The 15577-nt window shown below is 39.5% G+C and carries 19 protein-coding genes; 3 read left to right on the top strand and 16 right to left on the bottom strand.

The genetic code is table 11. From position 1 onward, the window contains the following. Position 1 precedes the first annotated feature (1 nt). A complete protein-coding gene (locus ACSSVW_RS01885) occupies positions 2-478 on the bottom strand; it encodes a mechanosensitive ion channel family protein (protein WP_454178722.1) in 477 nt (158 codons plus the stop codon). A gap of 62 nt (positions 479-540) precedes the next feature. Beyond that, on the bottom strand, positions 541-996 hold the full coding sequence (locus ACSSVW_RS01880; protein ID WP_454178721.1) for a hypothetical protein: 456 nt from the start codon (positions 994-996) through the stop codon (positions 541-543). Positions 997-1181: 185 nt separating this feature from the next. Between ACSSVW_RS01880 and ACSSVW_RS01875 the strand changes: the two genes are divergently transcribed. Further along, positions 1182-1613: a hypothetical protein gene (locus tag ACSSVW_RS01875; RefSeq protein ID WP_036972851.1), complete on the top strand. Its 432-nt coding sequence runs from the start codon at positions 1182-1184 to the stop codon at positions 1611-1613. A 693-nt stretch (positions 1614-2306) separates the two neighbouring features. Here ACSSVW_RS01875 and ACSSVW_RS01870 read toward each other — a convergent pair. The 5 genes from ACSSVW_RS01870 to hutH all read right to left on the bottom strand — a co-directional run bounded on the left by ACSSVW_RS01870 (position 2307) and on the right by hutH (position 8142). After that, positions 2307-2864, bottom strand: a complete 558-nt coding sequence (locus tag ACSSVW_RS01870) for a YbhB/YbcL family Raf kinase inhibitor-like protein (RefSeq protein WP_454178720.1) — start codon at positions 2862-2864, stop codon at positions 2307-2309. Between the two features lie 75 nt (positions 2865-2939). Then, on the bottom strand, positions 2940-3752 hold the full coding sequence (locus tag ACSSVW_RS01865) for a helix-turn-helix transcriptional regulator (protein WP_454178719.1): 813 nt from the start codon (positions 3750-3752) through the stop codon (positions 2940-2942). Between the two features lie 156 nt (positions 3753-3908). Beyond that, entirely contained in the window at positions 3909-4319 is a 411-nt protein-coding gene (locus tag ACSSVW_RS01860; protein WP_036971822.1) for a GFA family protein, read from the bottom strand. A gap of 317 nt (positions 4320-4636) precedes the next feature. Then, positions 4637-6637, bottom strand: a complete 2001-nt coding sequence (locus ACSSVW_RS01855; RefSeq protein ID WP_230236264.1) for a urocanate hydratase — start codon at positions 6635-6637, stop codon at positions 4637-4639. Between the two features lie 11 nt (positions 6638-6648). Then, complete coding sequence (gene hutH / locus ACSSVW_RS01850) at positions 6649-8142, bottom strand: histidine ammonia-lyase (RefSeq protein ID WP_065979097.1); 1494 nt, start codon at positions 8140-8142, stop codon at positions 6649-6651. Between the two features lie 119 nt (positions 8143-8261). Here hutH and ACSSVW_RS01845 point away from each other — a divergent pair, with 119 nt between their 5' ends. Further along, positions 8262-9158 carry a LysR family transcriptional regulator gene (locus ACSSVW_RS01845; RefSeq protein WP_065979096.1) on the top strand — a complete coding sequence of 299 codons (897 nt, stop codon included), beginning with the start codon at positions 8262-8264 and terminating at the stop codon, positions 9156-9158. 8 nt (positions 9159-9166) lie between these two features. Here ACSSVW_RS01845 and ACSSVW_RS01840 read toward each other — a convergent pair whose 3' ends face one another. The 7 genes from ACSSVW_RS01840 to ACSSVW_RS01810 all read right to left on the bottom strand — a co-directional run bounded on the left by ACSSVW_RS01840 (position 9167) and on the right by ACSSVW_RS01810 (position 12262). After that, positions 9167-9553, bottom strand: a complete 387-nt coding sequence (locus ACSSVW_RS01840) for a DoxX-like family protein (protein WP_454178718.1) — start codon at positions 9551-9553, stop codon at positions 9167-9169. A gap of 51 nt (positions 9554-9604) precedes the next feature. After that, positions 9605-10021, bottom strand: a complete 417-nt coding sequence (locus tag ACSSVW_RS01835) for a DUF805 domain-containing protein (RefSeq protein ID WP_217195047.1) — start codon at positions 10019-10021, stop codon at positions 9605-9607. Between the two features lie 539 nt (positions 10022-10560). Then, on the bottom strand, positions 10561-11088 hold the full coding sequence (locus ACSSVW_RS01830; RefSeq protein WP_454178717.1) for a DUF4240 domain-containing protein: 528 nt from the start codon (positions 11086-11088) through the stop codon (positions 10561-10563). Further along, on the bottom strand, positions 11085-11279 hold the full coding sequence (locus ACSSVW_RS01825; protein WP_036971837.1) for a YwbE family protein: 195 nt from the start codon (positions 11277-11279) through the stop codon (positions 11085-11087). Before ACSSVW_RS01825 ends, ACSSVW_RS01830 begins: the two co-directional genes overlap by 4 nt. A 59-nt stretch (positions 11280-11338) precedes the next feature. Beyond that, a complete protein-coding gene (locus ACSSVW_RS01820; RefSeq protein ID WP_454178716.1) occupies positions 11339-11788 on the bottom strand; it encodes a hypothetical protein in 450 nt (149 codons plus the stop codon). A gap of 2 nt (positions 11789-11790) precedes the next feature. Next, entirely contained in the window at positions 11791-12063 is a 273-nt protein-coding gene (locus ACSSVW_RS01815) for a hypothetical protein (protein ID WP_454178715.1), read from the bottom strand. Then, the gene (locus ACSSVW_RS01810) at positions 12056-12262 is read right to left on the bottom strand and encodes a hypothetical protein (RefSeq protein ID WP_454178714.1); all 207 of its coding nucleotides are present in this window, start codon (positions 12260-12262) and stop codon (positions 12056-12058) included. Before ACSSVW_RS01810 ends, ACSSVW_RS01815 begins: the two co-directional genes overlap by 8 nt. 89 nt (positions 12263-12351) lie before the next feature. On the opposite strand from ACSSVW_RS01810, the gene ACSSVW_RS01805 reads away from it, so the two are divergent. Continuing rightward, positions 12352-13158 carry an ion transporter gene (locus tag ACSSVW_RS01805; RefSeq protein ID WP_454178811.1) on the top strand — a complete coding sequence of 269 codons (807 nt, stop codon included), beginning with the start codon at positions 12352-12354 and terminating at the stop codon, positions 13156-13158. Between the two features lie 61 nt (positions 13159-13219). Here the strand turns inward: ACSSVW_RS01805 and ACSSVW_RS01800 are convergent, their stop codons facing one another. Together ACSSVW_RS01800 and ACSSVW_RS01795 are read right to left on the bottom strand one after the other, a co-directional pair. Further along, complete coding sequence (locus ACSSVW_RS01800) at positions 13220-13600, bottom strand: VOC family protein (protein ID WP_454178713.1); 381 nt, start codon at positions 13598-13600, stop codon at positions 13220-13222. A gap of 291 nt (positions 13601-13891) precedes the next feature. Beyond that, on the bottom strand, positions 13892-15433 hold the full coding sequence (locus tag ACSSVW_RS01795) for an EAL domain-containing protein (protein WP_051501845.1): 1542 nt from the start codon (positions 15431-15433) through the stop codon (positions 13892-13894). Between the last annotated feature and the right edge of the window lie 144 nt (positions 15434-15577).

The following is a 15577-nucleotide window of genomic DNA, read 5'->3' as shown; positions in this document are numbered from 1 at the left end:
TTTATGAAGCGTCTTTTTGCTCAATGATAGATACTTTATTGCTTAAAATTAATGAGTTAGGAATTAAATGAATCGCCCCTTCACCTTTAATAGTTATATAACGAAGATTTAAATCGACTACGGTGCCTTTTGAATTACTCACTTCGATATAATTGCCAAGTTTTACCGGCTTATAAAGGACAATCATCACACCAGCAACCAAATTAGAAATTGCGTCTTTTAGCGCAAAACCAAGTGCAAAACCTGTTAAACCAAGCCCAGCAACCAATGCAGCCACATCGAAGCCTAACTTAGAAAGAGCCAGTACAATGCCAACAAAAAGTAAAATAGCGCGCTGCGAGTTCGAAATCAGTCGGAAGGTTTCAAGTGCTGTTGAGTCAAAACGACGTTGAAACTGCTTTATCGCACGGTCAATAATCAAACTAGCGATAAAACAAACAGCCAACACCAAAAATGCCTGAATGAATTGATTAGTCATCGAGTAAATTAGCTCCAGCCAAAAAGCCTATAATAGGCTTAAATAACCTACCAGAAAACATATTATTGCTTTTCAAATACACAACTAACCGCAGGCTGGCTGAGTGTATAGGTGATTTTATCGTTATCCTCAAAGCGCAAATCTTCAACTGTCGTCCCTTCGTCATTTTCATCATTACAGCGACTGTAGCGATTAGTTCTTACTATGCCATTAACGAAATACTTGAGTTTCGATGTGACGATGCAAAAATCAGGAATTTTCTTCGTTTGTGTACCGTTATGTAAATCACTAAAGTCTATTAGGCTTCCTAAAGTGAAGCCTTGTGTGGGCTGTTTAACCAAAGAAAACGGTGCACTTTTGCATACTTCATCACTGCCAGATACAAGAGCATAGTCCCCCTGCTTCGCTTTTATCAATGACAAAAACTGTGTTTTATTACTGGGTTTAACATCAAGTAACGCACTTGCTAAAAGTGAATTTGAGAACAGGAACAACACTAAACAATAGTAATATCTCATTGAAAATCCATAAGCTTATGCACACTAAACAAGCATAGCATGCTGTGTAAGGTTGGTGAAAATATAACTGTATTGCTTCATACGAATTAAAATCAAAAATAGCTCTACTTTATAGATGAACCGGAGGCACTTTAAATAAATATGTGCTATATCTTTGAGTGATAATAATTTTTGGAGGGATTCTAATGAAACTAATCAAGTTACTTTCTATTGCGTTATTCTTCGGTTTATTTAGCTTGCAGAGCGTTGCAGGCGACGATGATTGGAAATCAATTGCTGAAAAAAAGGTCAGCTTTAAAAGTGAAACCGACACTGTTAATCCTTTAACTAAAAGCCGATATAGTCATATAAAAGTCAAATGCACGCATGGCACCGTTAACCTTAAAAGTATTAAGGTGATCATGAATGACGGCGAAGAAAAAGTGTTCGACAATTTAGGTGTTCTCAGTAAAGGCATGTCGTCACGAAGCTTAAGTCTGCCCGATAAAAACGACGCTAAGCTTGATAAAATAGAGCTTAATTACGAATCAGTTGGCAGTGCCGCACTAAGCATGGCGGGTGTAACAGATAAAGCACAAGTTGAAATTCTAGCGAAAAAGGCAAATAAAGAAGATTAGTGCAACTTGCGAGACAACCATGTTCGAACGAGTACATGTAAGCTTTCATGTAGGAACGGCTTCAGCCGTGAACCTTAAAAATTCGGCGTTAAAACGCCTCCTACATCGAAAGTGTTCTGCTTTGTAGGTCGCCGCCACTTACAGCGGCCTATATACTTATAGCAGCCTACATACTTATAGCTGCCTACAAAGTGTCGCACTCTATTCTCATAAATCGCGCTAAAGCCCGGCCTACACACCAACTCCGTAGGAACGGCTTCAGCCGTGAACTTTAAAAATTCGGCGTTAAAACGCCTCCTACATCGAAAGTGTTCTTCTGTGTAGGTCGCCGCCACTTACAGCGGCCTACATAGTGTCGCACTCTATTCTCATAAACTGAGCAAAAGCCCGAGCTACACACCAACTCCGTAGGAACGGCTTCAGCCGTGGACCTTAAATGTTCGGCGTTAAAACGCCTCCTACATCGAAAGTGTTCTGCTTTGTAGGTCACCACTTATAGCGGCCTACATACTTATAGCAGCCTGCATAGTGTCGCACTCTATTCTCATAAATCGCGCTAAAGCCCGACCTACACACTCAACTGCGTAGGAACGGCTTCAGCCGTGAACCTTAAATGTTCGGCGTTAAAACGCCGCCTACAAGCTTTTCACTTGTAGCTAGCAACTTTAATCTTGTGCTCCAATACATTGTAAATTAACGCTTATAAAGCGCCTCAATTGTTGCAGAACCAAGCGAATAGGCATTAATCATATACCCTGCTAATGCACCTGATGCGTTTTCTGGCAGCTCAATCTTTTGTGATAATGCATGCAGTGTAAATTGATATCGGTGAGCTCCATGTCCTTCAGGAGGGCAAGCACCACCGAACCCTTTGAAACCATAATCATTTGTTATTTGCACACTCCCTTTCGGCATCGCGTTTTTGTCAGCACTGCCCGCACCGCTCGCTAAACTTGATACAGATTTAGGAATATTCACAACTTGCCAATGCCACCAACCACTGCCTGTAGGGGCATCTGGGTCATAAACCGTCAATGCGAATGCTTCTGTGCCTTGAGGAGCATTTTGCCAAGCAAGTTGTGGTGATAGGTTCTCGCCATCACAACCAAACCCTTTAAACTCTTGCGCACGACTCATAAAATCACCATGAGCAATATCTTTACTTGTTAGGGTTAGTGACTCAGCGAATGTCATGCCAGATAAACATAGCAGAAACAAAGGGGTGACAATTTTCAATGTTGATAATTTCATAATATTCTCCAGTTATTAAGAATAATCATAATAGCTAGCAAAGATAGATCAAATTAGTACCAAAACTGTCAATTATTAGCCTGCTTCGCTCAATATTGTTTTACGAAGTGCGGTTGGAGTCGTATTAAACAAGAGTTTAAATTTATCCGTGAATCTAGATTGCGACGAAAAACCACATTGCTGCGCAATAGCACCTATTGATTCTGAGCTACTTTGGATCAAGTGTAGTCCGTGACTTAAACGCGCTTTGTCTTTAATTAGCTGAAAATTGCTGTCTTCTGCGGTTAACTTTCGTCTGAGTGTTGATTCACTCATTGCTAAAGTTGCAGCAATACTATTTGCATCCCAATCACATGTTAAATCACTGGCGATGATAGTATGTACTTTATGAGTGAGTGTTGGCGGCTCGATAATTGAACCTAAGTCTTTAAAGCCCTGTGAAAATAGTATTTGCAACAGCTCTTGCCTTCTTATTGGCCATAAGTCCGGCGGCGTTAATGCAGCCCATTCAATAAATTGTTTTAAAGACATTTTAAGTAATGAATCGACGTGCCCTGTTATAAATTTTTTCTTTGGTCCGGTTTGATACTTCAAACACGCAAAATCAGCATAATCAAACTCAATCAATAAAGCGATATAACCTGCGTTTTGCGGGATATTCCGCATCGCTACATGCGGAGTATTTGCCATAAAAACAAAGTTGCCAGCATTACAATCAAGTTCATCTGTATCAATCAGCTTTTTGCAGCCAGATAGCACAACCACGAGTAACGGGTTAGCGATAGGCACATTAACAATATGCTGTTCATCGTTAGCACAGTAAACCGAAAATGGTAAAGAGTGATGTTGCTTTACAGTGTTTAAACCTATCTCTATTAATTCATTCATAATTTGAAGTGTTTTATTTCCTTATACCCGTAGGCACAGCGTCAGCCATTAAGATAAAAATTCGGCGTTAAGACGCTGCCTACAAGCTATTTCCTTTAAGCTCGCTAACTTTACTATTTACCTGTAAACATGCTTTTATATATTTATCAAATGAGCTTAATCTCGACCAAAGCCAATCAGCTTTTTACCATTTAACCCATTTTTATGCCATTCGGTTTGCTCTTCGCAGAATATTTGTGCGTCGAGCTCTTTGCTTGGCTCTTCGTTTAAGCTACCAGCTGGCACCAAAAGATAGCTGCTATCTTGTGATTCAAATGGCAGTGCAGAGCCACAGGTTTTACAAAATGCACGTGACAACGCGCGGCCAGGGTAGTTAAAACGTGTAATATTATGCTCACCTTTCAGCCATTCGATGGCATCGGGTGAGGTAAATAAATTTGCAGCATGCGCAGTACCTGATAATTTACGGCATTGCTCGCAATGGCAAAAGAAAAAACGCTTAAAATTGTCAGTTACCTGAAAACTTACTTCACCGCAGCAACAGCCACCCGTTAATATTTTACTCATAGTCACCTCCTTTTTGATTCAGCATAACCCGAGATAAAGAGTTCAACAATGCGCCTAAATGGTAATAACAAGTAAAACGAATTATGCCTGAATGTACTAGGCTGATAGATTCAACAACCTTCATGTTATATTTAGTAATAGGAACCCACCTTAATTTCACTAAGCCCTACCATATAATTCATTTTAATTAATAACTTATGAATAAGTTAAAATTTATTACGCTTCTGTTTCCATACGAGAAAGATACAACACGTTCAGTTTAAAAATAAAAAAGGCCATGTTACGCGTGCAACATGGCCTTTTTGAATTGACACAACTTAAAAATCTAAGTTCGATAAAATCTCGTCATCAACGTTATTCGATAACGTCACCTTCAGTTTTGGTGTACGTGCCATTTCACGCTTAATCGCAAAGTTGGCTTCTTCGTTACGCGCCCAACTACGACGCGCAATACCGTTATTTACATCAAACAGTAACATTGATTTTAAACGACGTTCAGCGGCTTCAGAGCCATCAAGTAGCATACCAAAGCCACCGTTGATCACTTCACCCCAACCTACACCGCCACCATTATGGATTGATACCCATGTTGCACCACGGAAACCATCACCAATCACGTTATGAATGGCCATGTCGGCTGTGAAGCGGCTACCATCATAAATGTTTGATGTTTCACGGAATGGTGAATCAGTACCACTTACGTCATGGTGGTCGCGGCCAAGAACTACAGGACCAATTTCTCCACGATTTATTGCATCGTTAAAAGCTTTGGCAATATCTGCGCGGCCTTGTGCATCCGCATACAAGATACGCGCTTGCGAGCCAACAACAAGTTTGTTTTGCTTCGCGTCTTTAATCCAAGTGATGTTGTCTTGCATTTGCTGCTGAATTTCTTCTGGTGACTCAGCCATGATTTTTTCAAGGACTTGTGCAGCAATGGCATCGGTTTTATCTAAATCTTCTGGCTTACCAGAGGTACATACCCAACGGAATGGACCAAAACCATAGTCAAAACACATTGGACCAAGGATATCTTGTACATACGATGGGTATTTAAAATCAATACCATTTTCAGCCATCACATCGCCACCAGCACGAGATGCCTCAAGCAAGAATGCATTACCGTAATCGAAGAAATATGTGCCTTTTGCTGTGTGTTTGTTTATAGCATCAGCATGGCGTTTAAGCGTCGCTTGTACTTTTTCTTTAAATACATCTGGTTCTTCACGAATTAAACGGTTTGATTCTTCGTAGCTGATATCTACTGGGTAATAACCGCCTGACCACGGGTTATGCAGTGATGTTTGGTCTGAGCCTAAGTGAACAAAAATATCTTCAGCTAAGAAGCTTTCCCAGACATCAACGATATTACCAATGAACGCAATTGAAACTACTTCTTCGTTTTGTTGCGCGCTGCGAACGCGTTCAACAAGTTCTGGCATGTTATCGATTAGCTCATCAACCCAACCTTGTTGGTGACGTTTTGTAGCCGCTTTCGGGTTCACCTCTGCACACACTGTAATACAGTTTGCAATATTACCCGCTTTTGGCTGCGCACCACTCATGCCGCCTAAGCCAGCAGTTAAGAAAATTTTACCTTTTGGTGACTCGCCTTTTTCAAGTACTTTACGGAACGCATTCATCACCGTAATAGTTGTACCGTGAACGATACCTTGCGGGCCAATGTACATGAATGAACCAGCGGTCATTTGACCATATTGCGTTACACCCAGTGCATTGAATTTTTCCCAATCATCAGGTTTTGAATAGTTCGGGATCATCATACCGTTGGTAACAACAACACGCGGTGCTTCAACCGAAGACGGGAATAACCCCATCGGATGACCTGAGTACATGTGAAGCGTTTGGTCTTCTTCCATCTCGCTTAAGTACTTCATGGTTAATAAGTACTGAGCCCAGTTTTGGAATACCGCACCGTTACCACCATAAGTGATCAGCTCTTCTGGATGCTGTGCAACCGCAGGATCGAGGTTATTATCGATCATAAGCATAATCGCGGCAGCTTGTTCACACTTTGCTGGGTAATCGCTAATTGAACGTGCTTTAAGTTCATAATTAGGCTTAAAGCGATACATATAAATGCGACCAAATTGCTTTAGCTCTTGTGCAAATTCAGTGGCGAGCTCTTGGTGCCACTCTTTCGGGAAATAACGCAATGCATTACGAATAGCCAATTGCTTTTCATCTGCTGATAAAATGTCTTTACGTTTTGGGGCGCGGTTAGCATCGCTTGGATAAGCTTTAGGCTCAGGTAAAACGCGTGGGATCCCTTGTTTAATTTGTTCTTGGAAAGTCATTATCTGCTCCCTTAGTTTACTTTAAACGCTTGCGATTTAACCAGTGTAACCATGGCATCAATATCAGGCTTAAGTAAACGATCTTCTTCTAACTTAGCCACTTTGTTGCGAATAATTGCAACGTTTTCTTCTATGATATCTGAGCACTTATTAGGGCGTCTAAATTCGATTGCTTGTGCTGCATACATCAGCTCAATTGCAAAAATTTTATCAAGGTTACCTAAAATCTGGTTTAGTTTACGACCCGAGATACTGCCCATTGATACGTGGTCTTCTTGGCCCATTGATGTTGGCACACTGTCTGCTGATGGTGGGAAACACAGTGATTTGTTTTCTGTTACCAATGCCGCTGTCACGTATTGTGGGATCATCATGCCTGAGTTCAAACCACCAGATGAGGTTAATAAGCGCGGTAAACCGTGTAAACCCTCAAGTAATAAATAACAACGACGGTCAGCAATATTACCAAGCTCAGCCGCCGCAATTGAAGCGTAATCTAATACCATAGCAAGGGGTTGACCGTGGAAACCGCCACCCGAAATAGCCTCTTCTTCGCTGATAACTATTGGGTTATCAGTTACTGAGTTCATTTCTGTTTCAGCAAGTTCTTTTAAGTGGTTGTATGCGTTGCGCGAAGCACCATGCACTTGTGGAATACAACGCAATGAATATGGGTCTTGAACACGGTCACAATTAGTGTGTGACGCCATGTTTTCAGAGCCTTCGAAAAAGCGACGCATACGCGCTGCCACTTCAACATTGCCTTTAAAGGCACGAATTGCATGAAGCTCTTCACGAAACGGTGATTGGCTACCCTGCATACCTTCGATACTCATCGCCCCTGCAATATCGGCAAGGTCTAGTAAGTAACCCATTTTTGTGAGTGCCGTGATCGCATGCGATAAAATAAATTGTGTGCCATTGATAAGCGCTAAGCCTTCTTTAGCATGTAACTCCATTGGCTCTAAACCATGCTCTTTGAGTACTTCTGCAGCCGGCTTAATATCACCATCAATCCAAAACTCACCTTCGCCTAATAAGGGTAAAAATAAGTGTGATAACGGAGCTAAATCGCCTGATGCGCCCACTGAGCCTTGTTCTGGCACAACCGGGATAATATCAAGCTCAATAAACTTAAGCATGCGCTCTACAACCGCTAAACGAATACCTGAATAACCTTGGCTTAGTGCGTGCACTTTAGTGATAAGCATTAGCTTTGAAATAGGTTTAGCAATGGGCTCACCCACGCCGACAGCATGAGTGATTAATAAGTTCTTTTGTAACAGGTTAGTTTCTTCTGGAGATATTTGCGTATCACATAACGGGCCAAAACCTGTGTTAATGCCATAAATGGCTTTATCAGAGGCAGCCATTTTATCTACGTTTTGGCGGCTTTTATTAATTTTATCAATCGCTTCTTGGCAAAGCTCTGCCTGTAACGTACCCGCTGCAATAGCATTAACGCTGTCTAACGTTAACTGGTCAATACCGTACTTAAATGTCATTTATAACTCCTAAAGAACAGGATTAGTTTTATTTAATGCAATGCTAACTTGCTCTAGATGTTTTACAAATGCATAATTATCGTTATTCATTCCAGATTTATCGAACTATAAGAATCACCATGCAAGTTCATGATGTAGACCTGCGCTTATTGCGCGTTTTTGTAGCAATTGTAGAGTGTGGGGGGCTGTCGGCGGCTGAGTCGCGATTAAATATTGGCCGCTCAACTATCAGTGCTCATTTATCAGATTTAGAAGTTAGGCTTGGCATTAAATTATGTAAGCGTGGCCGCAGTGGGTTTGAAATTACCGATGCTGGCGCCATTACTTATCAAGCTTCAATTGAGCTTTTACAACAATGTGAAGCATTCGCCAATACAGTCGCCAGTTCTAAAAATGAGTTATCGGGGCGTTTAAGCATCGCCATGATAGATACCATGGTGAGTGACCCACGCTGTGTGATCCCCCGCGTCATAGCCACACTAAAAAGAAAGAGTAACAATATTCAGTTTGATATTAATGTATGTGAAGCCCGAGAAGTCGAAACATCGGTAGCTAATGGCCGCTCACTCGTTGGCATTGGCGTGAGCCGCCATCATATTCGCGGTTTACACTACACTCCCCTGCATAACGAAACCAACTTTTTATATTGTGCGAAAGGCCACCCATTATTTGATTGCGAAGACGGGCACATTAATAAACTAATAAAAGAAGCTGAAGTAATCACAAGTAACTATATGCGCGATAAAGAAAGCCGTAACGACGGTTTGAATTATCAAAACAGTGCGGTGGCGTATCACGATGAAGGCATTGCCCACTTGATTCTATCGGGTGAGTTTATTGGTTATTTACCCGATCACTATGCGCAGTTTTGGGTAGATAAAGGTATGTTTAAGGCTATTCAACCAGCCAAGTACCATTATGATATTCCGGTGGTGTTGATCACCTCAAAAACAAACGCTAATTCGCCACTTGCAAACGCCATGATTGAAGAAATAAAACACTGTTATACAGCTTAATAACAATATTACTGACGTTGAGTACCTTTAAGCTCATTTATTAATACAACACTAAACGCGATAATTGCGAGGTTTGTGGTTACCGGATTAAAGGCTTCAATTAAAAGCGAGGGCTGTAAAATGGCAACAAATAACATTAAGCCAATTAGCGCCAATATGTTTAATACATTGATTAAAATAGAGCGATAGAAAATAAAAAAAAGCACAGCAAAGATGATTTCACCAACACCTGCTGCACGTGTAATCAAACTTGAAATTTCAGGATTAAAACCAAAACTACCTGTCATCTGCTGCTCAAGAGGCGAAATATGCACAAGTTTTGGCATCAACCCATGGTAAAACCAACTAAAGCTGATAATAAAGCGGGCAATTTGAAGTGTCGTTAAATGGTTCATCGTAAAGGCTGAATTATGTGTGCTCTAGCCATTAGAGCACACTGCAAAGACTTATAAAACAGTTGGCTTACCAAAACGGTTTTCTGTTTCATCACCGGCTAAAAAGCCATTCTCAATGAGTGCCCAAATTGGTCCAATCAACGGAATAAAACCAATTAAGACCCACCAACCTGACTTATTACGGTCATGCCAACGTTTTACTTGAATCGCGAGTGAAACCCACATTAGGGGAATGTACATAATGAACGAAATAACCATTATGGCCGATTCACTAGCACCAGAAAGTAGTGCAGCAATAAACATAATCACAAACGTAGCAGCCACTACTCCTAAGAACGCATACCAATACGTTTTACGCGGAATTCGACCACTAAAAGAGAATAAAATTTCTTTTATGCTTAACGTTGTTGATTCTGTAGAGGTTGAAACAAGGTTTGATTCTGGGGCTTGATAAACATTTTCTGACACTGTCATTTCCTTTGAATTGTGTTTTAGCAAACTAACACGACGGTTACCCTGCTGATTTATAATCATTAACTAAGCGAGACTCAGCGCGAATAACATAACATAAATTTAGGTTATTTAGGTACTAAAAAATTACAACTAGCTATTCGCTCTTAGCTTTTACCGCAGGCACGGTATTTAATTAACGTTTCGAAAATGGGTCTAAAACTAACTCTGCCTTAAAATATGCCACAGCATCTTCAACATCGATAAATGTTTTTTGCTGAAACTTTAAGCCTCTTTCAAAGTAAAAAACCTCAAAGTGGGTTTTAGCATCGTAAATACAATAACCTTCACACTTTGGCAAAGTACCAATAGCGTAAGCACCGGTGCTAACTCGTTTCTCAACTAACTACTTTTTCAGCTCAATAAACGCTTGTCGCACAGCAGCAATCTCTTTATTACGAATACTTAATAACTTATTGAAGCGTTGGAGTAAAAGCAAGTGACCTTTGAAACAATAAAATGTGAAGCATTAAAAAGCACCTGAACGGTGCTTTATATTAACTTGGTTGTTGCCAGTATTTGGCGTATAGATTTGGGTAGGTTTGTTTTAAAAACTTGGCTTTATCTTTAAAGCGCTTGCCTTTTGGCTGTTCAAGCCCCGACGGAATAAACGGCAGTTCATCATCATTTCGCTCTTCGTACAGCATACCTGCGATAAGATCATACTCATCTAAATAAGGGTAAGGTTGCTCATTTAAATGATAAACCGGTGTACAGTCAGCGATTGAATCCGGGTTTTCAAGGGCATTTATAAATACCTGCTCGCCACGTGAAATCAGCCAACATAAAAACTCTGAAAATCCGTAATCGTCGTTACAACCTGCCATTACAAAGGCAGCACCGAATAAGTCCCATGTGTAGGCTTTACGCATGCGAAGACTAAACTGCTTATCAAATTCCATCAGCTGTTCATCAGATAAGTCAGTTAGCTTTTCTTTTAATGCATTACATACAGACTCAGGCTCCGCGGTTTTATCTTCTGCGGTAACTAACTGCCAAAACTCAGCTTCTGTTAACACACTCATGATAAAATCTCTTTTACACGACCTACTTGACCATCGTCTAACTGCACTTTTATGCCGTGTGGATGGTTAGGTGATTTTGTCAAAATACGTGATACCACACCTTGGGTTAACTGACCTGTTCGTTGATCTTGCTTTAATACAATATTCACTTCACAACCAATAGAAATTTGTGAACGCGTAGGCACTGCCATAGCAAAGTCTCTTTCATTAATTTTTGCCGATTATAGCTATTTGTGGCGCAGTTACCAAACTAAACCCGTGTGATTGACGTGTTTTTAAGCGCTTGATGGGGAATGATATCGTTAAGTCTTTCGATTATAGCGTCTGATTTTCCTTTAATTTGAAAATCATAGCCTTGACCATTTTTATCCAGAATGACCGCTAAGTAATTATCGGCGACTTTAAACTCAGTAATTCGGTTTAATTCAAGCAACTGCTCTTTCGAGCTGTAATAAAACTGCGTTACTTTAAGGTGAGTATTTGTTGCAATTAGCGTATTACTCAGTGCGGTTTTTGCAGCAAATTTATCTGTTGAGCGAACGGCTTGCAGAGCAAAAAAAACGGCAGCAACAAAAGCGCTAAATGATGGAAACGGCAACGCGTCGTCAGACAGTATGCCATAAACACCCACGCCTAAAAACAACACAGACAGTGCTGAATTCAAAGATAACATGTGCTTCGCCGTTAAATTCAAAAACATATTTATTCCTTTAAAAATGAAATTGCCTTCGCGTTTATAGTTATATCTATCGTATTAAGTTCATTAATAATTAAGTTTACTATCAGTTGCTTTTGATTTTCGTTAATTGGCAACGTATTGAAAAAACACTTTATTTTAAGTGATTGAGGCAGTTTTTTTAAGTCAGCGGTATGAGTTAGCCATAAAAACTCACTGACTGTCTCTTTAGCTTGCTCACACGCGTGAGTTAACGCAACACGAATGGCTTTATCAAGGCGTTTTTCGGTTTTAGTCATTTTCAACTTGTTGTTTTTTAAATTCTTCGTAACCGTCTTCTTGGCGTTTTACACACTCGTGATACTCTTTATCTGCTAAGTAATTGCATTCATTTAAACGGGCCGATTGAATTTCGTGATACCGTGCATCAGAGCTACATGCACTCAGCATAACGAATAAGGCTGCTAAAGCCACAAACTTTAAAGCGTTAAAAAACATTAAATTTCCTTTCTTAAGTTATACATTGGCACTGTGTTTTACTGTATATTGCGTGGGTTTAAAATCTTATTACCAAAGGGTCATCTATGATGTTGTCGCAGTTACAAGAGCTGTTTCAGCGTATCGATAAAAGTAAAATTTTTCAATCATTTGTTATCGCGGTCATTGTTATTTCGGCGTTAACTGTTGGCGCGCACACGTACTCGTTACATCCAACCGCAGAAATTGCCTTGCACTGGATGGACATGGGGATCACTGTCTTCTTTCTGATTGAGCTTGTGATCCGCTTTATTGCCAGCCGTGGCATAAAAGACTTTTTTACAAAAGGCTGGAATATTTTCGATTTTATCATCGTCGTCGGAAGCCTTTACCCTGCTGCGGGGTCAACTATTTTCATCGCAAGGCTGTTACGTATTTTCCGCGTATTGCGATTAGTGTCGATGATCCCAGAGCTGCGATTGTTGGTTAATTCGCTATTAAAAGCCATACCGCAAATGGGCTATATCGCCTTGTTAATGTTCGTTATCTTCTACATATATGCCGCAATGGGTAGCATGTTATTTGCCGATATTAACCCTGTATTGTGGGGCGATGTGTCAATTTCAATGCTAACTCTATTTCGTATTGCCACCTTTGAAGACTGGACCGACGTAATGTATGAAACCATGGCGGTGTATAAACTAAGCTGGATTTTCTACTTAACGTTTATATTCTTAACTGCATTCGTGTTCTTAAACATGATGGTCGGTGCCATATTAGAAGTTATGTCTGAAGAGCACCGTAATGCACGTGAAGAACAAACGAGCGACGATGACATGCCCGCCACAAAAGGCCAAATTATTCAATTACAAGCTGAAATGGCAGAGCTAAAACAATTACTTAAAGAAAGAAAATAACTTTTTTGTTTAATAGTTTTTAGTTATAAGGCGCTAGAGTACAAAACCTAGCGCCTTTATTTTATCCACGTTTTTCCACTTTCCATGGTGGATTCAAGCGGTTTTCACCTGCCCAATACAGTTTGATTTTGTTACCTGAAGGGTCTTTCAAAATAGCTTCTGTCCATAAGTAGCGCTGCGCTGTTGGCGGTTGTTCAAAAGTAATCCCCTTTTTAACAAGGCTCGTGTAAAGAGCATCAAGATGTTCTTCTTCAAAATAGATAACAGCATGACTCTTAAAGTCCTCGCTTTCTAACGACAGCGAAAATGTCGCGTCTCCATTGGTACATTGAAAACGCGCGTAGTGAGGTGTATCTACAATTTGAATAAAACCAAGAGTTAAATAAAAAGCCACTGCCTCATTCATATTTTTTACAGGTAACGTGACTTGATTAAGCTTCATTTGCTACTTCTGATTAATTAGATTTCGTTGTGCCAGCATATCCCGAATAATTAAATAAGCAAAAGATAAGCGTGAATAACGTATTAAATAACTGATAAGCTCACAGCTTGCATATTCGAGTGGGCAACTGTGAGTCATACTGTAAGGCATCATGCACTGCTCAAAGGGTTTCCCCTTGCCATTTAAAACTGAATAAACGTTCTATTTTTGTTTATACAAAAAGGGCCGTGCAGCCGCCATAAGTGATAACCAACAAGGGCAATGATGATTATATGTATTTTTATACGTATTTTAATCGCCACCTTGCTGGCCTAATACATGCAATAACTCAGTTAAAGGCAACGACTTGTAAAAGTACCAACCTTGACCTTGAACCTGATAGTCGTCATTGTAATTTTTAATAAAGTTATATTCTTCAACTGTCTCAACCCCCTCAAAAATAACAGTGCGGTTTAGGTTTGTTATTAATGACATAATGGCTAACAACATTTCTTGCTTCAACTCATCAGATATTGATTGAGTGAAAACCTTGTCTATTTTGATCACATCAAAATTGATTTCGGTTAACCACACTAGGTTTGAAACTCCTGTTCCAAAATCATCAAGAGAAATAGAGAAGCCGTATGTTTTAGCTTTTGAAGCAAAACATGACAATTCGTCCAATGGAAGCTCTATTCGCTCGGTGATTTCAATTTTGATTTGCTGTGGTTTTATTTTATTTTCAGTGCATAAATCATATAAATAATCTAAATACTCTTTTGTTTGAATTTCATAAGCGTTAATGTTGATTGCCACGCTGAAATCAGAATCAGCACGTAAAACAGGAGAAAGTTCATTAAGCGCTTTTTTGACCGAGTTATACGCAAGAGTTGGATACAAACTTAGCTGCTCTGCAATACCTAAAAAAAGCTCTGGCGAAACATTACCGTAAACAGAATCTTTCCACCTTATCAAACTTTCTACACCAATAATTTTGTTACTTTTTAGCTCGAGTATTGGCTGATACTCCAAATATAATTCTTCGTTTTCAATGGCTTTACGAAACCTAAATTCCATTGAGTGGCTTTTATCTAAGTATGAACAAATTGAATAAGCAATTAAAAAGCTAATAAACCCAATTAAACCGATTAATAGAGCAGAAATGTAAAAAGGGAAATACAGTAAACCAGGCCGGTTATTGTATGTCTCAATGCAGTATTGGAATTGAGTGCTACAAGTTTCTACCACTTGCGGTTTAAGCAGTGTATCTGTTTTAAACTGGTAGTGTGCCGCATAGTTATGAAAGGTGTATTTTCTATTCTTTGAAATAATTTTATATGAAAAATTTTTATTTAATTGATCAAAGTTTTTAAAAGGGGCATTAATTGTAAAAGCAATTACACTCCCTTTATTTGTAATGTCATATTTCGCTGCAACAGGAAAAATATTCGCAACTTGAGAAGCAAAATAGTAGCCCGATGGAGAATGATACAAAACACCGTCAAGTGGCGTTGAATCAGCAAGAAGTCCCCAATTTGCTGAGCAATTAACTTTATTATTAAAAATCAAACCTAAGTCATGCGTATATTCATGTTTAGAAAGAATAATGCGCAACTCATTGATTGTCTGAGCATCACACTCAAGAGGAGATAATGATGAAGCCTCCTGAATAGAAGAGCCTAAATCGCTTGATATGTCTTCAGCTTTTGATAACAAAGATTGCGAAAATTCCTTTTGATAGCTGACTTGCAGATAACTAACCAGAAGGTGAAAAGCAACAACGAGAAAAAGCATTAAACAAATAATATAGAGTGCTTGATTATTTTGAGCTGATTTTAGTGTTTTTCTCGTCATATTTAACTTATACGCTTTACAGTCTAAACCTCAAATTAGCCTTTATGTATTACCAAATCAATAAAAAGTAATAAAATGGAAACAGAGTAAGTGTAACTACCTACTAAACCCCGAGATGAATTAGAAAAGACAACATTAGGCTGT

The sequence above is a fragment of the Pseudoalteromonas sp. MBR-15 genome (assembly GCF_053628915.1).
Note: the sequence above shows the minus strand (reverse complement) of the source record. Positions and strands in the feature narration are given on the sequence as shown.